The organism is Crassaminicella indica (genome assembly GCF_019203185.1).
Taxonomy (GTDB): Bacteria; Bacillota; Clostridia; order Peptostreptococcales; family Thermotaleaceae; genus Crassaminicella; species Crassaminicella indica.
Window position 1 is genome coordinate 364,324 of the sequence record NZ_CP078093.1, and the last position, 20,052, is coordinate 384,375.

General features: G+C 31.1%; 14 protein-coding genes. 1 reads left to right on the forward strand and 13 read right to left on the reverse strand.

The window, feature by feature from the left end; genetic code table 11:
* Window positions 1-4: 4 nt before the first annotated feature.
* The 6 genes from eutC to KVH43_RS01900 all read right to left on the reverse strand — a co-directional run bounded on the left by eutC (window position 5) and on the right by KVH43_RS01900 (window position 7,002).
* Window positions 5-877, reverse strand: a complete 873-nt coding sequence (eutC, locus tag KVH43_RS01875; protein WP_218283218.1) for an ethanolamine ammonia-lyase subunit EutC — start codon at window positions 875-877, stop codon at window positions 5-7.
* Between the two features lie 11 nt (window positions 878-888).
* Window positions 889-2,256 (reverse strand): ethanolamine ammonia-lyase subunit EutB, encoded by a 1,368-nt coding sequence (locus KVH43_RS01880; protein ID WP_218283219.1) that lies wholly within the window; start codon window positions 2,254-2,256, stop codon window positions 889-891.
* Between the two features lie 17 nt (window positions 2,257-2,273).
* Window positions 2,274-3,707, reverse strand: coding sequence for an ethanolamine ammonia-lyase reactivating factor EutA (gene eutA, locus KVH43_RS01885; protein WP_218283220.1), 1,434 nt, complete (start codon window positions 3,705-3,707; stop codon window positions 2,274-2,276).
* A 111-nt stretch (window positions 3,708-3,818) separates the two neighbouring features.
* A complete protein-coding gene (locus tag KVH43_RS01890; protein ID WP_255547789.1) occupies window positions 3,819-5,219 on the reverse strand; it encodes a sensor histidine kinase in 1,401 nt (466 codons plus the stop codon).
* The gene (locus KVH43_RS01895) at window positions 5,210-5,800 is read right to left on the reverse strand and encodes an ANTAR domain-containing response regulator (protein ID WP_218283221.1); all 591 of its coding nucleotides are present in this window, start codon (window positions 5,798-5,800) and stop codon (window positions 5,210-5,212) included. Before KVH43_RS01895 ends, KVH43_RS01890 begins: the two co-directional genes overlap by 10 nt.
* A 308-nt stretch (window positions 5,801-6,108) precedes the next feature.
* The gene (locus KVH43_RS01900; protein ID WP_218283222.1) at window positions 6,109-7,002 is read right to left on the reverse strand and encodes a phosphatidylserine decarboxylase; all 894 of its coding nucleotides are present in this window, start codon (window positions 7,000-7,002) and stop codon (window positions 6,109-6,111) included.
* 244 nt (window positions 7,003-7,246) lie between these two features.
* Between KVH43_RS01900 and gdhA the strand changes: the two genes are divergently transcribed.
* Window positions 7,247-8,584 carry an NADP-specific glutamate dehydrogenase gene (gene gdhA / locus KVH43_RS01905; RefSeq protein ID WP_218283223.1) on the forward strand — a complete coding sequence of 446 codons (1,338 nt, stop codon included), beginning with the start codon at window positions 7,247-7,249 and terminating at the stop codon, window positions 8,582-8,584.
* A gap of 34 nt (window positions 8,585-8,618) precedes the next feature.
* Here the strand turns inward: gdhA and KVH43_RS01910 are convergent, their stop codons facing one another.
* The 7 genes from KVH43_RS01910 to KVH43_RS01940 all read right to left on the reverse strand — a co-directional run bounded on the left by KVH43_RS01910 (window position 8,619) and on the right by KVH43_RS01940 (window position 19,874).
* Window positions 8,619-9,785, reverse strand: coding sequence for an HD-GYP domain-containing protein (locus KVH43_RS01910; RefSeq protein WP_218283224.1), 1,167 nt, complete (start codon window positions 9,783-9,785; stop codon window positions 8,619-8,621).
* Between the two features lie 120 nt (window positions 9,786-9,905).
* Window positions 9,906-10,805, reverse strand: a complete 900-nt coding sequence (queG, locus tag KVH43_RS01915) for a tRNA epoxyqueuosine(34) reductase QueG (RefSeq protein ID WP_218283225.1) — start codon at window positions 10,803-10,805, stop codon at window positions 9,906-9,908.
* Between the two features lie 17 nt (window positions 10,806-10,822).
* Window positions 10,823-13,873 (reverse strand): AAA family ATPase, encoded by a 3,051-nt coding sequence (locus KVH43_RS01920; RefSeq protein WP_218283226.1) that lies wholly within the window; start codon window positions 13,871-13,873, stop codon window positions 10,823-10,825.
* The gene (locus KVH43_RS01925; RefSeq protein ID WP_218283227.1) at window positions 13,860-15,026 is read right to left on the reverse strand and encodes an exonuclease SbcCD subunit D; all 1,167 of its coding nucleotides are present in this window, start codon (window positions 15,024-15,026) and stop codon (window positions 13,860-13,862) included. Before KVH43_RS01925 ends, KVH43_RS01920 begins: the two co-directional genes overlap by 14 nt.
* Window positions 15,023-18,595 (reverse strand): helicase-exonuclease AddAB subunit AddA, encoded by a 3,573-nt coding sequence (addA, locus tag KVH43_RS01930; RefSeq protein WP_218283228.1) that lies wholly within the window; start codon window positions 18,593-18,595, stop codon window positions 15,023-15,025. Before addA ends, KVH43_RS01925 begins: the two co-directional genes overlap by 4 nt.
* Before the next feature lie 174 nt (window positions 18,596-18,769).
* The gene (locus KVH43_RS01935; RefSeq protein WP_218283229.1) at window positions 18,770-19,255 is read right to left on the reverse strand and encodes a GNAT family N-acetyltransferase; all 486 of its coding nucleotides are present in this window, start codon (window positions 19,253-19,255) and stop codon (window positions 18,770-18,772) included.
* 334 nt (window positions 19,256-19,589) lie between these two features.
* Window positions 19,590-19,874 carry a hypothetical protein gene (locus KVH43_RS01940; RefSeq protein ID WP_218283230.1) on the reverse strand — a complete coding sequence of 95 codons (285 nt, stop codon included), beginning with the start codon at window positions 19,872-19,874 and terminating at the stop codon, window positions 19,590-19,592.
* Window positions 19,875-20,052: the final 178 nt, after the last annotated feature.

A 20,052-nucleotide genomic window follows, 5' to 3' on the forward strand; every position in this document is an offset into this window, starting at 1 on the left:
AAAATTACAATTTCAATTCCACACCGCTAATTTTCTTATCAAGCATTATTTTAATAACTTCAGCTATATGTGCTCCTGCTTCTACGGGAGGTGTTCCTCCTTTATGAATATTAGAAATAACATTTCTTCTTGATTCTGGCATACCAATTGTTGCCTTATAAGCAATATATGCACTCATACTTTCTGCTGTAATAAGCCCAGGTCTTTCTCCAATTAAAACACAAGTAACATCTGCATCTAGTGCCTCAGATATTTCATCCATAGCTCCAACTCTTCCATATTTCACAAAGAATGGAGTTCCTACACTTATTCCATAGCTTTCAAGTCCCTGCATGATAGCTGGTAAAACATCTTTTACATTTGCTTCAATAGCTGTCGAGCTTAACCCATCTGAAACATATATCTGAACTTGAGGTTTTTTATTACATTTATCTTTTATTATTCCTATCTGATCTTCATCAAATTGTTTTCCTAAATCTGGACGTGTTAAGAACTCATCTTTATCCTTGCACTTTGTTTTTACACTAAAAAGCTTCAATTCATTAATAAAATCATCAGAAACATCTGTAAACACAGCATCTTGTGCTGCAGCATGGTCTGCTCTAAATCGAAGCATAGTATCTGTTTTGTATCTTACACCAGCTCTTCCGACTCCAATTCTAGCAGGCGTATATGCTTTCATTTTCATATAACCATTTTTATCGTGAGCATCTTCAACTAAAAACCACTCTTTAAGATCCAAAGCCACAAGATCTCTCAAATCTTCATCATATTTTTGAGTATCTACACTTTCAATTTTATTTTCTACTTGTTCTTTTGCTACCATTTGCGCTATTACTTTTTCAATCAATCTCTTTATATCTTTTTCTTCTAACATACCTTCACCTCCTATTTATTTAAGAATATAGAAGCGTCTCCTGCTCGCTTCGTTAATTTACCATTTTCATAAATGCCCATATTTTCAAGCCAAGCTTCAAATTCCTTTATTGGTCTTAATCCCAATAATTCTCTTAAAGCTGGCGTTTCATGATAACCTGTGCATTGATAATTAAGCATAATATCATCTCCATGTGGCACACCCATAAAGTAGTTGCAGCCTGCAGTAGTTAATAATACAGCTAGATTTTCAATATCATTTTGATCTGCCTTCATATGATTCGTATAGCAAGCATCACAGCCCATAGGAATACCCGTAAGCTTACCCATAAAATGATCTTCAAGCCCTGCACGAATAACTTGTTTATTATCATACAAATACTCAGGTCCAATAAAACCTACTACAGTATTTACTAAAAACGGTTTATATCTTTTCGCAAATCCATAGCACCTTGCTTCCATTGTCACTTGATCTGCTCCAAAATGAGCATCAGAAGAAAGCTCTGCTCCTTGCCCTGTTTCAAAATACATTACATTCGGTCCTGTAGAAGTTCCTTGTTTTAATACTAATTCTCTGGCTTCCTCTAAAAGTTTTGCTGTAACACCAAATGCTTCATTTCCTTTTTGAGATCCTGCTATACTTTGAAAAATCATATCTGTTGGAGCTCCCTGTTTTACAGCCTCCATTTGTGTTGTTACATGTGCAAGTACGCATTGCTGTGTAGGAATTGCATATTTTTTCTTAATTTCATCAAATTTTTTAAGAACTTTTGATACATTACTTACTGTATCATCAACTGGATTTAGTCCAATAACAGCATCTCCTACCCCATAAGAAAGACCTTCTAAAGTAGCTGCTACAACACCGTCTATGTCATCTGTAGGATGATTAGGCTGAAGTCTAGCAGATAATGTGCCTTCTAATCCTATTGTAGTGTTGCAATGAGCACTTACTCTCACTTTCTTTGCTCCATAAATCAAGTCTAGATTAGACATAATTTTAGCTACACCAGCAACCACCTCACTAGTAAGGCCCCTACTAATTCTTCTAATATGATCTCCTGTAGTATTTTCATTTAGAATCCATTCTCTAAATTCTGAAATACTCCAGTTTTGTATTTCGTCGTAGATACGCTCGTTTACATCATCTTGAATCACTCTTGTTACTTCATCATCTTCATATGGTACTACTGGATTATTTCTCAAATCTTTTATACATAAATTACTTAAAACTTCCTTTGCTGCAATTCTTTCTTCAGCACTTTCAGCAGCAATGCCTGCTAAATTATCCCCTGACTTTTCTTCATTTGCTTTAGCTAAAACCTCTTTTATAGAGTTAAAGCTATACACTTTGCCAAATAATTTCGTTTTCAATCTCACTGATTTCACCCCTTATTCTAAGAATTAAAAACAAGTGTTTTTATAACAACAGGAACAACCTTCCCATTTGCTAACGGTTTTCCAATATCTACATAATCTCCATTTTCAACTTTGATACTATCGATAGATATTATATCCTTCTTAAAATCCAATTGTTTATGTATGGCTTGCCCTAATACCTTCCCTATATCACGCTCTACAATAATCATTAGAGGCTCTTTTGATGCTATAAGCTCTTCACAGCCGCAAGTAATTGCAGATGCAAGTTCTTGAATCTCTTTAAAGCTAGGATTTTTAGGACCTTTAAAAGCTACTGCCACAGATTGGCTCTCTTCTTCTAGATGAAACCACTTTAACTTTTGACGGATAGCACTTTCAATCCCTATTTTTCCACTTTTTTCATCATTGATTGAAAGCTTTAAAATAGGAATATTTTTTATTGGAAAAATATCCTTCGTATAAGTTATTGTACTTCCACTTATATCTGTAGTATGAGATCCAGCTCCTACTACAGTAGCTCTTATCGTCTCCTTAGGCTTTATGATGTTTAGCCTTCGAAATTTTAGGTGCTTACGTAAAGCTTCTCCAAGCAATATTCCTATATCTCCATATTTTAAAAGCTCCTGAATATCCTCTTTGTATATACAATCTGCAACACCACCAGAAAACGTAACCCCATCAAAATCATAGCCTTCCTTTATTCCTTTATTGGTTATCATCATATTGTAATTTGCATTTCTTTCTTGAATCCCTATAGCTTGTGCTAATACATCAGCCATAGCCTCAGCTATTTTTCTAAGTGTATCAAAAGAAACTAATTTCCCCTTTTCAATATGAATCCCAAGACTTTTTGTAAGTCTTTTGACTTTATCTGAAATATAACGTACTTTCATACTTTCCTTATCTATTTGAATAAGTCTTCCTCCAATATCCATGCACCCAGTATCAATAACTTCTCCGTCTTGAAAAACAACTATATTAGAAGTCCCTCCACCAATATCTATATTAACGATCAATTTATTTTCATCTTTTGATATCTTATCAGCACCAGCTCCTCTTCCAGCAATAATAGCTTCTAAATCAGGTCCTGCTGTTGCCACAACAAACTCTCCAGCTAAATCGCTCAAGCTTTTCAAAACTTCTTGTGCATTTTCTTTCCTTGCTGTTTCTCCTGTAATAATTACTGCACCTGTCTTAACCACTTCAAGCTGTACTCCTGAATTTTTATATTCTCCTTCAACTATTTCTTTTATTTTTTTACCATCAATAATTCTTTCTGTAATCAGCGGCGTAAAATAGATTTTACTTTTATAAAAAACCTCTTTTTCTACTATCTTAATTCTTGGAATTGAAAAGCTCGTTGCTGTATTTTCAATAACAATCCCACTAAAAACAAGCTGTGTCGTAGATGTACCAATATCAATCCCTACGCTTATAATTTTTTCTTTCAATAAAAACACCGCCTTAGTTAAAAAAATTTACAAAAAAAGCCCAAAACAAGCATATAACTTGTTTGGGCCTCTTTGCCTTATTCATAAATACTTCCTCGTATTTATTCTATTCTATTTTTTAAAATCAAAGCCAACAATCGTTCCATTAGAATCAGATTGAATATTCATCCTTCCTCCAAGTTTGTCAGTAACTATACTCTTTACAATATTAAGTCCTAAGCTATTTGGATTTACACATTCATAATCAAAGCCTTTTCCATTATCAACTACAGTAATTCTTGAATACAATTCTCCTTTTTGTATATATACTGTAATCTTTCCTTTTGCCTGATCTTCAAAAGCATATTGGATTGAATTTTGAATCAGTTCATTTATAATCAATGATATGTCTGTAGCCTTGTCAGAATCTACACGCAACTCATCTCCGATAATTTCCATATCTATCGATTTTTCTTTAGACAAATACCCTTTTTGCATGCCGTCTATAATCTTTGAAATAACTTTTTTAATATCAACATGATCAATTCCCTGCTGTGCTAAAATTTCATGAGTTGCTGCAATTGATAAAATGCGATTTATACTTTCATTTAAAATATTTTTAAATTCCTGATTTTCAATTCTTCTTGATTGCAACCTCAAAAGACTAGCAATTGTTTGCAAATTATTTTTCACTCTATGATGAATTTCTTTTATTGCTACAGATTTTAATATCAATTCTTTTTCTTTTTTTCTCATATCCGTTATGTCCTTAATGAAAATTATAAAATAATTACGATAAAAAATATATTTTAACTGAAGCGTCAAATTACAAAATTCGATTTCAGATATCCTATCATTTTTTTCTTCAATAATATTTTCAAATAGTTTTTGTTCTAAAGAAATATTATTAAAATGCATCCCTATAAGAGAATCCATAAATCCTAACTTTTTATAAAGCTGTTCTGCTACTAGATTTGTATAAATAACATTTCCACTTTTATTAAACATGATAATTCCTTCATCTAAATGATAGGTTATTTCTTTGTCTCTTTCTAGTTCAATGATTTCATTTGTCAATTTTTCATTCATTTCAGCTAAAAACTCAATTTTTTTATCATGATGCATATCCTCTGTAATATCTTTTTCTACAATCAGTACCCCTATAGTCTTTCCTTCTGCATTTTTAATAGGATTAACTGTTTGCTTTACATTAATATTTTCCTGTGTAATCCCTTTTATGTCTCTAGAAGTAATCTCTATTTCTAACGTACGTATAACAGCTGGCTCGTTTTCTCTTAAAGCAAACTCACCTACTACATTTCCTTCATACATAGATTTACCATATGTAGGCTTTGCTTCAGCTACAACAATAGCCCTATTAGGATCTCTTGTAGCACAGTCTATAAATACATCTGCATTAACTAAATCTGCAATATTTTGAAGTACTGTTTCAGCACATTCTAATTTAAATATATCTTCGTCTTCTAAATCAGTATGGATTTTACATAGCTTTCTTAATTTACTCATATGCATAAATCTGACTCATTATAGCTTAAAATAATAATCTCTGAGATTTCTTTCATAGATGTTCTTTTATCCATACTGAGCTTTCTAAGTTTTACATAAGCTTCCTGCTCGTTAATAGAATATTTATTCATCAGTATTCCTTTTGCTTTTTCTATCTTTTTCCTTGCATCTAATTTTTCATTCGTTGATTCCAATTTTTTTGTAACCTCTTCTAATTCATTTGCATTAGATAGAGCAATTTCTAATGTGGTCAACAAGCTTTTTTCATCAATTGGCTTTACTAAATAACCTCTAACCCCTACCTTCTTTGCCTTATCTATAAAATTCTTACTGCTATAGGCTGTCAATAAAATTATAGCTTTTGCTAATCTTTCATTGCGTATTATTTGTGCCGCATTGATACCATCTAATAAAGGCATCTTTATATCCATAAGTACCAAATCTGGTTTGAATTTCCTGCACAATTCAATAACGTCAAATCCATCCTTTGCTTCACCTACCACATTGTAGTTATTTTGAAGAAGCATTTCGATTAAGTCTAGTCTTGTAATAGGATCATCTTCGGCTATTACAATCCTTTTTTTCATTATTTTTCCCCCTCATAAACCTCTACTTATATTCTCTATATTATATTTTTATATACTGCATTAATTCATTTATTCCTTCTCTTTTAAATAAAATTTACCTATTTAAAACAAAAGGAACCTATAGATGTTGAAAAACATCCATAAGCTCCATTGCTCTCTTACACTTCATTGTGCAATTAATTTATATATATTTTACCTTATTGTGTTATTTGTGTCAATATTTAGATTTTTTATTTTCTGAATTTTCTTTCAGTAATAATTGTTTTAATATTTCATGCTTCTAAGGAATAATTTACTATTTGCATATTTTATAATTTTTTTCCTATACGCTCTCCCATATTCACCTTTGTTTCTATTCCTTTTTGTGTATTCTTTAAAATATCCTCATCAACCTTTAATTGCCCTTCCTTTAAAAACAAAACAACTGTTGACCCTCCAAATTTAAAATAACCTTTTTCTTCTCCTTTATGAACATGAACTTTAGGAGTATATGTCTGTATGATAGATCCAACACAGGTTGCCCCAACCTCAGCAAATACTATTTCTCCAAAATTATCAGACTCAAATATAGTTATTGCTCTTTTGTTTTGACAATAAACTTTGGCAATCCTTTGAAGAGCTATAGGATTTACAGAATAATACATACCTTTTATATTTTTAGCTTCATAAGGCACTCCACTATCAGGAAAATGGAATCGATGGTAGTCTGCTGGACATAATCTTATTACTATACACACTCCATTATGATATATTTGAGCCATATTTTTATCATGAAAAAATTCTTCTAGAGTATAAAAAGACCCCTTCACTTGAATTACTTGATCCTTATGAATATTTTCATAAGCAAGTACTCGTCCATCTGCTGGAGAAGTTAAATGATTTTTTTCCATATCAATAGGTCTTGCTTCATTTTTTAATTTTCTTGCAAAAAAATCATTAAAGTTTTTGTATTCATCAATATTTTCTATTTCAGCTTCACTCATATCAATAGAAAGCTTCTCTACAAAATCTGCTATCTTTTTTTTACTAAAAACAGTATCCTGAAATTTTCCATATATAGATGAAAATATTTTTTTCTTCACAAAAGTATCGAGAATTGCATTTCCCATGTCTGTATCATAAATCCATTTTAAAAATTTATCTCCCGCTACAATTTCTTTTATCTTTTTTCCAGTTTTTCTTTCTATATAATAAATATCCATGTATCATCACCCTTATCCATTTTATAATCCTATTTGATTGTATCACATCTCATAATAAATTCATTGGATAAATCTAATTTATAAGTAATAAATTTAGCTTATTTGCGTCAAAATAAATATGTAAATTATAGATAAACAACATCAACATTAAAAAAGAAATATATAAAGATAAGTGAATGACTTTGATAAATTAAGCATTCTCCAAAGCTCTTTTACACAATTTATACCAAAAGGAGATGGCAATATGTCATATGTACAAGAAATTTTAGAACAGGTAAAAAAAAGAAATCCAGGTGAAGCTGAATTTCACCAAGCAGTAGAAGAAGTTTTATACTCTTTAGAACCTATTATTGAAAAACATCCTGAATACAAAAAAGTAGGATTAATCGAAAGGTTTGTTGAACCTGAAAGAGTAGTCATGTTTAGAGTTCCGTGGCTAGATGATAATGGAAAAGTTCAAGTAAATAGGGGCTTCAGAGTACAATTTAGTAGTGCCATTGGTCCTTTCAAAGGAGGTCTTAGGTTTCATCCATCTGTAACATTGGGAATTATAAAGTTTTTAGGCTTCGAGCAAATCTTAAAAAATTCATTAACATCTCTTCCAATTGGTGGTGGTAAAGGCGGATCAGATTTTGACCCTAAGGGAAAATCTGATACGGAAGTAATGAAGTTTTGCCAAAGCTTTATGAATGAACTCTACAGACATATCGGTCAAGATTTAGACGTACCAGCTGGTGATATTGGTGTAGGTGCTAGGGAAATAGGCTATCTTTTTGGTCAATATAAAAAAATTAAGAATCAATACGAAGCTGGAGTTCTTACTGGTAAAGGTCTCACATATGGTGGTTCTTTAGCTAGAAAAGAAGCTACTGGTTTCGGTCTCATTTACTTTGTAAGAGAAATGTTAGCAGCACATGGAATGGATTATAAAGATAAAACAGTTATCATTTCTGGTTCAGGCAACGTTGCAATATATGCTTGTCAAAAGGTACAAGAATACGGTGCAAAGGTAATCGCTATGAGCGACTCCTCTGGCTACATCATTGATGAAGAAGGAATCAACTTAGATACAATAAAACAGCTAAAAGAAGTAGAAAGAAAACGCATTAAAGAATATGTGAACCTTCATAAAAATGCAAAATATTTTGAAGGTCAACAAGCGATTTGGCATATTCCATGTGATATTGCACTTCCTTGTGCTACTCAAAATGATATCAATCTTGAAAGTGCTAAGAAATTAGTAGAAAATGGCGTTAAAGCAATTGGAGAGGGTGCCAATATGCCTTGTACAAATGAAGCATTAGCATATTTCCTAGAGCATAATGTATTATTAGCTCCTGCAAAAGCTGCAAATGCTGGTGGCGTTGCAACCTCAGCTCTTGAAATGTCACAAAACAGTATGAGACTGCACTGGTCCTTTGAAGAGGTTAATGAAAAGCTAGATCAAATTATGGTAAACATTTTCAAAGCTAGTAAAGCTGCTGCCGAAGAGTATGATATGCCTGGTAATTATGTGGCTGGTGCAAACATCGCAGGTTTCTTAAAAGTAGCTGATGCTATGATGGCTCAAGGTATCGTATAGAAAAAACTTCTTTGGAAATTCCAAAGAAGTTTTTTTATCCTATAACTTTTTTAAAAGAATTTTTTTCTCCCATTTGACGAGGAACACATGCATTAGGTACTTCATACATTAAGCCTTCAATCACTAAATTAGTTTCTTTCATCAAATCAATAGTCTCCATTTCCACTGTAACAGCCTTTTGTCTTACAACTTTAACTTTCGGTCTTAAAGGAAACTCTGATTTTACTTCCTCTACTACACCAATATCTCCATTGCTTAATTTTACCATGCTCCCAACTGGATAAGGAATCACCTTTTTGGCAAAAAGCTTTACCATTTGAAAATCAAAATATCTACCTGCACTCCCCATAATAAATTCTAAAGCTTCATTAGGAGGCACTGCTGGTTTATATGGAGTATCAGAAACCATAGCATCATAAGCATTTGTAATTGCAACAATTTTTGCTAATTTGTTAACCTTATCTCCTTTATATCCATTAGGATATCCGCTTCCATCTACTTTTTCATGATGCTGATAAGCAATCAATTTGATATTAGCACTTAATGCATAATTTTCTTTTAAATAATCATATCCCTTCTTTGCATGCTCCCGAATTATTTTTAATTCTTCCTCTGTTAATGCTCCCCTTTTTAAAAGAATTTCTTTTGAAATAAAAGCTTTACCAATATCATGCAGCATAGCTCCTATACATAAATCATATAACTCATTTTTGTTAAGTCCAGCTTCTACTCCTAAAATCAAAGACAGTACAGCAACATTTACAGAATGTTGATAGGTATAATTATCTATATTCTTAATATCTACTAAATTTACTAATAAATTATTACTAGCTAAAATTTCTTCTACTATTTCTTTAGATATTTTATTTAATGATTCAATATTTTTTTCTCCTGTTTCTTTTAACCTTTTAACTTTCACTGTATTATTGCCTTGATTCATATACTTATTCAAATGATCAAAGGTATCCTTAATAGTTTTGATTGCTGTATTTCTCAATCTAGGACTAATAACATCTTCAATTTCACCATCACTATATTCATCATTAATATATATGCTATATATTCCATTTTCCTCAATTTTCTTCACAAGGTTTTGGGTTAATTCAACTCCTTTTTGCAACAATACTCTATTATTTATATCATTTAAATTTTGTGCTAAATACATGCCATCTTTTACAAAACGAGTTGGTATAAGTCTCATAGTCACTACTCCTTATTATATGCTAGATCATTATTGTTTTTTCTACCCAACGACAGTTATTATATCAAAATTCGACAGTATTTGTTAAGTAGCTTGAACGATAATCTTTTGTAAAACATATTATCTGCCCTTATTATCTAAAATATTAAAATTTCTTAAAATAACTTTTTTCCCTCTCCAACTAAAAGCTCTATCACCATATTTTCTTTTAAAAGCTTTATTAGATAATTCTTCTAGTTCTTTTTCATCAATAGTATAAATCAAATTCTCTCTAAATTCCTTTATATTAGTATATTCAATGTTTCTATTATGAGGGCATACATCTTGACAAATATCACATCCAAATACCATCTTATTTTTCTTTAAAATATTAATTTCATCATCATTCAATGCTTCCTTTTTCTGTGTAATAAAAGATATACACCTTCTTGGGTCTACTTCAAAATTCCCAAGTATCGCACCCCCTGGACATTTCTCTATACATTTTCCACACTGGATGCAAGTTTGATCTAGTGGAGTATCACATTTAAAAGGATAATTATTGATTATATATCCAATAAACACATACGAACCATATTGATCCGTTAGAATATGATTATTTAACCCAAAGTATCCAAGCCCAGCTAAATAAGCTATATATCTATCTACAAGAGGTCCTGTATCTACAAAAGGTTTATAAGAAAAATCTTTTATATGTTTTTTTAGAAATTCTCCTATTACCTCTAATTTTTCTTTAATGATCCTGTGATAATCTAAAGCATAAGTATATTTAGCAATATTGGCATCCTCATAGTTTCCTGTAAAATAAGGGAATAGACAAACAATAACTGATGCTGCATCCTTCATCGTCTCTTTTGGATCAATTCTCTTCTTTAAATCCTCTTCCTCCATTCCTGTTATATATCCCTTTGCTGCTCTATCCTTTAATATTTTTTTCAATTCATTATAAGGTCCTACTGGTGCAATCCCTACATAATCTATATTTAATTTTTTACAGAATATCTTTAGCTTTTGCTTCACCTTTATTCTCCATCTCTTTAAGATATTTTAAATTTCGCTGTACTTCCTTTATCTGTTGGAAGAACTTCTAATCTTGCATCTATTCTTTCTTTTAGCTCTGGTACATGTGAAATAATCCCTACTAGCCGTCCTCCCTTTTGCAAATCAATCAATGTCTTCATTGCAAAATCTAATGACTCTGGGTCTAATGATCCAAACCCTTCATCTACAAAAATAGTATCTAAGCTAATGCCACCTGAATAAGATTGTACAACGTCTGCAAGTCCTAATGCAAGAGACAACGAAGCTAAGAAGGTTTCGCCTCCTGATAATGTACTAACATGTCTTTCTAATCCTGTATACGTATCAAACACTTCTAATTCTAATCCTCCTGCCGCATTTTTTCTTGCTCTATCGAGTGTCCGTCTTAAATGATATCTTCCCTTGCTCATAAGCTTTAATCTTTCTGTTGCAGCAATAGTAATATCATCTAATAAACTGCTTAAAACAAATCTCTGAAAGGTAAGTCCGTAAGCATTTGCTCCATTACTTACTTCAGATAAATTCCCAACGATTCCATACATCTTTTCTTTTTTTTCAATAGCATCATTTAACTTTTGTAGCTCCTTGAATACCTTTTTTTGATCCTCAATTCTTTTTGATAAGGTATTTTCCATTTTTAATGCTTCATCTTTCTCTGTTTCTGCTTTATTCAGTTCAAGCTGTAGCTTATCTAAATCTACTTTAACTATATCTTTTGTAGCTTCTAAAATCCTTTTTACATGATCCTCACTAGACCGTAATTTTCCTGCAAAATCTTTTATTTCTTTTTCTAAAGCATTTCTTGCTGCTTCATCTCGTTTTGCACTTTCATAATCAGTATATTTAGAAAAGCCTACTTCCTTCAATTTTTTTATGAATATATTTTTTTCATAAATATATTTTTCGTTTGCTTCTTTTAATGCTTTTTCTGCATTTTCCTTAGACGTTTTTGAAGCAACCAGTTCCTTCTCTGCTTCATCATATTCTTTTTTTGCTTTTTCAAAAGAATCATTTAATCTTTTTAAATAATCTTTTTCTCTTCTTTGTTCTTTTTCCAACAAATCTATGCTCCGAATATTTTCAGGAACATTTCTTTCCTGCTCTTTTAAATTCATTTGTGCTTGCTTGTATTCAATATTTTTATTTTGAAGCTTTTCTTCTATTTTTTCTAATCTCTCTTTATAGATTTGTTCTTCCGTTTTCATTTTTTCTAAAGCTTTATCTAGTGTTTCAAATCTCTTAGATTTTCCTATAGCCTCTTCCCATAATTTCTTTGCATTTTCCATACGCTTTTGTACCATTATCACATTCTGTCCCGCATTTTCTTCCAATTCTTCCTCAAGCGTTTTTATCATATTTTCTATTTTTTCTTTTTCCAATCTTTTCTTATTCAATCCATCTTGCATTTTGTCTTTTTTATTTTCTAAAGCCTCTACATATCTTTGTTTTTCCTTCATTTCTTCTTCTGTAGGCATCCACTCCTCCATTTGAGCCAAATTTGGATGCTCCATAGCCCCACAAACAGGACAAGGCATATTTTCTTGTAGATTTTTTGCAAGCATTGCTGCTTGACCTTTATTCCAAACCTCCTGCAATGCAAAAAATTCTTTTTTTGCTTTTATATAATTGCTTTCTGATGCATGAAAAGCTTTTATCTTATCATCAAATGTTTTTCTAATCCCCTCAAATTCTTCCCTTAACTCTTTTAGCTTAATTCTCTTTTTATATATTTTTTCTGCCATTTCATAGTTTGCTTTAAGCCCCGAAAGCTTTATCATATATTCTTTTGCTTCTTCTACCATAAGCTTTTGCTTTTCGATATTCGGTTCAAGCGTTTTTATTTTTTCTATACATTGCTCCTTTTCTAATTCTATTTTATGTAAATCTTTTTTTAATGCTTTTACTTTATTACTAAGAACCTCTAAAGAAATTACTTTCTCATAATAGCTCTCAAGCTGCAATAAATACTTTTTCACCTTTTCTCTTTCTTCTTCTTTATCTGCTTCTTCTTTTAACTTTGCTGTCTTGATGCTATGCTGTTTTACTGCTTTCTTTAATTTCTTCTCTGCTTCTTCCAAGCTTTTTTCACAATTCTTTTTGTCAATACTTCTTAATCTTGTTGATTTTTCTGTTTCTTCAAGCGCAGCAGCCTTTATTGCTATCTTAAATTCATCTTCTCTTTGCTTCATCAGAGGGATTTGTTCTTGCAATTTTTTTAATACATTTTGTGCTTCTTCTTTTTCCTTTAATTTTTTATTTCCTTCTTTTCCCTTTATAAAAATTTCTTGTATCTTCTTGAATGTATTTATTTTATTCTTTAATAAATCCTTTATATTTTTAAGCTTTTCTTCATTAAGATCAATATCATCCTTTAAGTCTTTTATAGTTTCACATGATACAGTATTCAAATAAGCCTTTTGTTGGCTTTCCATTTCTTTTATTTGATCTTTCAACTCTTTTGCTGATTTTTTTAGTATTTCTTCTATTTTTCTGTAGTACTCCGTACGAAATAACTTTTCTAAAATTTTTTGACGCTCCAATGAATCTGCTAGGAGGAGTTTTCTAAACTGCCCCTGAGGCAACATAATAACTTGACGAAATTGACTGCTCTTAAAACCAATAAGCTTTTCTACTGTATCTGTAACCTTTTTCCATCCTGTTGCTATCAAATTTATTTCTTGACCATCTAATTTCCAAAGGGTAGCTTCTGCACTTTGAATGGTTGTACCATTTCCTGATTTTTTTAATCGCTCTTGTTCTGGTATCCGTTCAATACGATATTTTTCATTTCTTAATTCAAAATCAAATTCTACCCTTGTCATATCTTCTATTCCTGCATGATGGCTTCTCATATTTTTACCGCTTCTTTCATTACCACTAGTATCTCCGTAAAGAGCAAAACAAATAGCATCTAAAATAGTTGTTTTTCCAGAACCCGTTGGCCCATGAATCAAAAATATACTGTTCCCTTTGAGTTCATTAAAATCCAAATACTGCTCTTTTGCATAAGGACCAAAAGCACACATACAAAGCTTAAGAGGCTTCATCCTTTACTCCTCCCTCTCTGTTTTTATAAAAGCTTTTTAAAATCTCTTCAAAAACTTTTTTGTATTCATCTGTAAATTCTCTATCTGCTACTTGACTATAAAACGAAGCAAACAAGTCTACTTCACTCATCTTTTTAAAATCCCTATCTGCACGAACTAAATTTCCACTACTAACAAGCTGATGCCTCTCTATATGCAGTACATTTGGATAAACCTTTCTTAATTTCCCCATAGGATCTAAAAGAGCCCCTTCATCCTTTAATGTCACACAAAGATAATCGTCTTTATTTTGATCATATTTAGCCTCATCTAATAATTCATTTAAATAACCTTCTATACATCTTAAATCCCTTTTAGGTTTTAATTCTATCTCTTCAACCAATACATCTCCTGTTTTATCCATTTCTATAAAGCAAATTCCTTTCTTTTGATTTGCCTCTGAAAAGGAATATTTCATCAAAGAGCCTGAGTATCTAATACTTTCTGATCCTATCCTTTGAGGTCGATGTAAATGCCCTAAGGCTACATAATCAAAATCTTTAAAATATGAAGAATTAACAACACTTGATCCTCCAACAGAAAGAGGACGCTCTGATTCACTTTCTTCGCCCCCTGCAACAAAAGCATGACCAATCAATACATTTCTAACATTTTTATCCATTCCATGCTTTATATACTCTATTAATTTACACATAGCTGTATCATGAACATGAATAGTATCGTCTGAAAGCTTATCCCTTACCACAGCTGGTTCAGCAAAGGGAACAGAGTAAAAATTTACAGGTCCATACTTATCATAAAGCACAATAGGCTTCATAGGGGTAAATAATTTCCCTGAAATACTTAACCCCCTTCCTTCCATGAGGCGAGATCCAAATTCTAAACGGTCTGGACTGTCATGATTTCCTGCTATCATAATCATAGGTATATTAAAATCTATCAATATTTTTGATACTACCTCATCTAAAAGGTTTACAGCCTCTATAGGAGGTACAGCTCGATCAAATATATCCCCTGCAACTAAAATCACATCAGGCCTATAATCTTTTACAAAAGCTACAAATTGGTCTAATATATATGCTTGATCATCTGTAAGATGGATACCATGTAGTATTCTCCCTAAATGCCAGTCTGAAGTATGAAGGATTTTCATATTTTCACCTCTTCATTCAAATGAAACAGATAAAGAAATCTCTCCTTTACTGTCTTTTTTGTTATTTTTTCAATAGCCTCTTGATAAAGCTTTACTTGAATTTTATATTTTTCTACAATTTCTTGTTTTTGCTCAATCGGTACATAATCCGATTTGTAATCTACCAAAATGTATCCATCCTCTTCCTCAAAATAACAATCTATAACCCCTTGAATTAAAAGACTTTCCTCACAGCTCCCTAAATCAGGTATAACTTCATTGGCTTTTTTTACAAAGTTAAAAGGAACTTCCCTAAAAACCTTTCTAGCTTTCAATATCCTTTGTCCAATATCGCTTTCAAAAAAACTGATAATCTTTGAAACATCTACTACAGCTGCTTCTTCAGGTTTTAATAGCTCAGCTTGAATCATTCTTTTAATCTGTCCTTCTATTGCCTCTTTACACTCAATATCTTTAAAATCAAGGTGTTGCATAACAAAGTGAATGATAGTTCCCTTTTCAGCTCCCGTAAGCTGTTTTTTCCCTTCAATAAACTTTGGTCTTTTAATTAGTGCTGGAATATTCATCGCTATTCCATCAAGCTGATTAGCAGATATTCTTTTGATATGTGTTACAGAAAACTTTGAAGGAATTTTCGTTGCTATACTATTTGGATAGTGCCAATTTAATCGCTTCGCTACAAAATGATTTTTATCCAATATTTTATCATTAAAGTTATTTAAAAACCTTTTAAATTCTAATTTGTCCAATTTCTTTTCTATTTCTTCTAATTTAATAGCTTCTTTATCTATCTTCCTTATAATCCATTTTGAATTATCTTTTAATAAATTCTCTTCATCCCAATGAACACCTGCTAATGCTCTTAAAGCTTCTCCATCTTGATGACGCATCAGAACAGGACCAATCCAATCTAAATAGTTTTTCCCTTTAGATAAATAAAACGGATTCATCCTTTTTGTCCATTTTTTTGCCCATTTTTCTATATCCCTTATAGATCCTACTAGTATAAGTTTATCCTTTGCTCTTGTTAGTGCTACATATAAAATACGCATTTCTTCTGATAAGGTTTCTATCTTTATTTTATTTTTCATAGCAATTTTTGCAATAGTATCTGTATACTGTCTTAGATAAGGATCTACATATCTTGGTCCAATCCCTAAATCCTTGTGAAATAATACCTGTGCATTCATATCCATCAAATTAAACTGTTTCCCAAGTCCTGCCACAATGACTACTGGAAATTCCAAGCCTTTACTTTTATGAATACTCATAATTCGAACAACTTCATCATTTTCTCCTAATGTTTTAGCTGTTCCCATATCTCCACTGCTGCTTCTTAATTTATCAATAAATTTTATAAAATTAAACAGTCCCTTTATAGATGTATTCTCAAACTGTCTTGCTCGATCCACTAAAATTTTTAAATTTGCTTGCCTCTGAATTCCTCCAGGCATAGCCCCTACATAATCATAATACCCTGTCTCTTTTAAAAGCTTCCAAATAAATTCATCTATATGAATATATCTAGATAAATTTTTCCATCTATTGATATTTTCCAAAAACCGAACACATTTATGTTTTAGCGAGTCTTCCTCTTTAGCAATATATTCCTCTACAGCTTCAAAATAAGATACATTACTGCTCCCTATTCTAATTTTTATAAGCTCTTCCGTATGAAAGCCTCCTATAGGAGAACGCATAACACTTAATAGTGGAATATCTTGTCTTTTATTATCAATAACCTTTAATAGGTTCATAAAAATATTCACTTCTACAGCTTCAAAATAGCCTGTATTTACATCTGCATAGGCTGGTATTCCTTGTTCAATAAAAACTTCTAAAAAGGTTTGTGCAAAGTTTTTTGTAGTTCGGAGAAGTACAACCATATCTTTATAAGTTATTTCTCTATAATCTTTAATTTTTTGATCATAAATTTTTTTACCCAACAATCCTTTAATTCTTTTTGCAATAATCCTTGCCTCAACTTCTATATCTTCCATTTCCTCTAATAATTCATCCTCTTCATGACTTTCTTCATTTTTCTCTATTATATTTAGTTCAATTGCTGCATCCTCTATTGGTTCATTGGCCGCTCCTTTATAAAGATATGCCCTTTTATCATAATCAATTTCTCCAAATTCCTTTGTCATAATATTTTTAAATACAAAATTTATTCCATCAATCACTTCTTCTCTACTTCTAAAATTCTTGCTTAAATCTATTCTTCGATTCAAAGCATTATGCTCTCTTTCAAAGGTTTCATATTTCTCAATAAATAGAGATGGGTCTGCTAATCTAAATCTATAAATACTTTGTTTTACATCTCCTACCATAAATAGATTATTATCTCTTTTAATAAACTTTAAGATAGTTTCTTGTACAATATTACTATCCTGATATTCATCTACAAAAATATATTCATACTTTTTTGCATATTCCATAGCTGCTTGTTCATTTTCTAAAATAGCTAGAGTATAATGCTCAAGATCATTAAAGTCTACAATTCCCCGCTCTACTTTTTTCTCATGATATGCAATATCAAACTCACATACTAAATTATACAAATATTTCATGAAAGGATATAACTCATTTAAATCCTGTATATAATCTTTAGGGCTTTTTGCTAAAATCTCCTCACGAATATTCTTTATAGTGCTTTTGCCTTCTTCTCTCAATCCTTTTACTTCTTCCTTTAAATCATCATCAACATCTTTAGATACTCTTCCTAATCTTTTATGCTTTACAACTTTTAGTACATCATAAAAATTATCAAGTCCTAGTTCTAAGCCATTCATTAGTTCCTCTGTTAAAGCAATATCATCAAGAATTGCTTCCATATATCCTAAAGGCCCATTCGGTCTTTGACATAAATTCTTTGCTTCAATAAACAATTCATTAGCTCCTCTAAGTGCCATGCGAATCTGATTTGAAATAGTTTTATGCCAATTGGTTTCTTTAAAACCATCTATATTCAAATTAAAATCTTCTACCCTTTCTCTTAACCACTTTTTTGGATAAGGCTGACTCTGAATAAACTCATATAATTTCAAAGTCAAATCCTGCAAAGGAGTATCCTCTTTATTTCCTCCAAATCTCTCAACTAGTCCTAAAAAATTTTCATCTTCCTTCTCATATTCTTTTTCAAATAGCTCCTCTAAAACTTCCATCTTCATAATACTAGTTTCTGTTCCATCACCTATACGAAAATTAGGATCTATATCAATTAAATGAAAATATTTTCTTACTACATCAATACAAAATGAATGGATAGTACTAATAGATGCTCTATTTAAAAGATTAATTTGTCTTCTTAAATGTTCCTCATTTTCATCCTTTTTTTCTAATTTCTTCAAAATGGCTGCCCCTATTCTTTCTCTCATTTCACCCGCTGCAGCATTAGTAAAGGTTACAATAAGTAATCTATCTATATCTATTTTATCTTTTATAATCATTTGAATAATTCTTTCAACTAATACAGCTGTCTTTCCAGATCCTGCTGCTGCTGCAATCAAAAGATTACTCCCTCTTGCATCAATAGCACTTTTTTGGTCATCTGTCCACATAACCATTTATGTACACCACCCTTTCACCATAACACTATATAGCATATATAAAATTATATCATAGTAAAGAAAGCCCCTCTATCTATTACGATAAAAGAGACTCTTTCCATCTATTTCCCACTTTTTCTTAAATATATTATTAAAGATTTCATTGAACCTATTCATTCACAACCTCTTCTACTAACATCCTAATTTTTTCATAAAGAACAGCATTTCCTCTTGGCTGAATCCTAAACCCCTATATAAATTGTGAGCTTTTTCATTATCTATTTCTGCATGTAATTGCACTCTTTTATAATCATTATTTTCAGCATACTCAATGATATAGTTCATAATTTTTTTACCTATACCATTTCTTCTATATGAAGGTAGCACATATAAATCATCGACAGTTAATGCCTTCCCCCTAGACCAAATACTATATACCGTCCAAGTATTCGCAAACCCTACTACTTCTTTGTCTATCTCAGCAACAATAATCATAATATGTTCAGGTGATGCTATAGCCTCTCTAAAGGTTCTTCTCATTTCTTCTTCTGATGGCATTTTTAAGCTATCCCAATAGGGATGTTCTTCTTTAACAGCTTTCATAAAATCCAAGTTCAATTTCACATAAACCTCTTCATCTTTTGATTGACATAATCTGATCATTAATTGATCAAACATGTTAATCTCCCCCTTTTGAATTTTTATTCTTCATGTTTTATAAAAATATTTTGTCATTTATAAAACTTTTTTCCCTTTTTATCATAAAATTCTTAATCCATTCCCATATTTCTTCATCTAATAAATTATTTATTCCTAATTAATCCAATGTACTCTTTTAACAAATCCAATTTTACTTATTTTTCTTTATTTGAATGTTATTATTTGCATAACTTATTATATAGGATTTCTTTAGTCTTTATATAGATTAACGAATAATACACAATCACAATTTAAGCTGAGCTAAACTAAATGCAAAAGGAGAAGTATTATTTCATTACTTCTCCTTTTTTGGCTAATAATTCTTTTTTGATACTTTCTTTAATAAAACTAGTATTGCAGTTATTACTCCAAAAATAAATATTAATATTTTTAAAGATATTCCTCCTATTTTAGGGGCAAGAAAAATCGCCGTTGGTCCATCAGAAGCACCAATAATCTCTATTGAAGATACATTTTGAGAAGTAATTTTTAAAAATGCATGAAACATAAAATCTTTTAGAATATATGCTAATATTAGTAAAATTGTTATACTACCACTAGTATATGTAGCTATCTTAAGTATTTTTGTTTTTTTCATACTACCGTTACAAAATACCTACAAAAACTTATAAACAAACTAAAGATTATAAGTTTAACGCTTTATTCCTTGTTCATAGAGTCCAGTTTTGCCTAAGCTACTCCCGTTTGATATGACTCTCTGAAGGCGTAAATTCCCCACTAACGAATGGGTACATATCAGTAGTATCTTTTTAAGT

Excerpts from the sequence above, each read along its gene's own strand:
- eutC (WP_218283218.1), bottom strand. The coding sequence starts at position 877 with ATGTTAGAAGAAAAAGATATAAAGAGATTGATTGAAAAAGTAATAGCG.
- KVH43_RS01890 (WP_255547789.1), bottom strand. The coding sequence starts at position 5,219 with ATGCATATGAGTAAATTAAGAAAGCTATGTAAAATCCATACTGATTTA.
- KVH43_RS01895 (WP_218283221.1), bottom strand. The coding sequence starts at position 5,800 with ATGAAAAAAAGGATTGTAATAGCCGAAGATGATCCTATTACAAGACTA.
- KVH43_RS01900 (WP_218283222.1), bottom strand. The coding sequence starts at position 7,002 with ATGGATATTTATTATATAGAAAGAAAAACTGGAAAAAAGATAAAAGAA.
- gdhA (WP_218283223.1), top strand. The coding sequence starts at position 7,247 with ATGTCATATGTACAAGAAATTTTAGAACAGGTAAAAAAAAGAAATCCA.
- KVH43_RS01910 (WP_218283224.1), bottom strand. The coding sequence starts at position 9,785 with ATGAGACTTATACCAACTCGTTTTGTAAAAGATGGCATGTATTTAGCA.
- KVH43_RS01920 (WP_218283226.1), bottom strand. The coding sequence starts at position 13,873 with ATGAAGCCTCTTAAGCTTTGTATGTGTGCTTTTGGTCCTTATGCAAAA.
- KVH43_RS01925 (WP_218283227.1), bottom strand. The coding sequence starts at position 15,026 with ATGAAAATCCTTCATACTTCAGACTGGCATTTAGGGAGAATACTACAT.
- addA (WP_218283228.1), bottom strand. The coding sequence starts at position 18,595 with ATGGTTATGTGGACAGATGACCAAAAAAGTGCTATTGATGCAAGAGGG.
- KVH43_RS01935 (WP_218283229.1), bottom strand. The coding sequence starts at position 19,255 with ATGTTTGATCAATTAATGATCAGATTATGTCAATCAAAAGATGAAGAG.
- KVH43_RS01940 (WP_218283230.1), bottom strand. The coding sequence starts at position 19,874 with ATGAAAAAAACAAAAATACTTAAGATAGCTACATATACTAGTGGTAGT.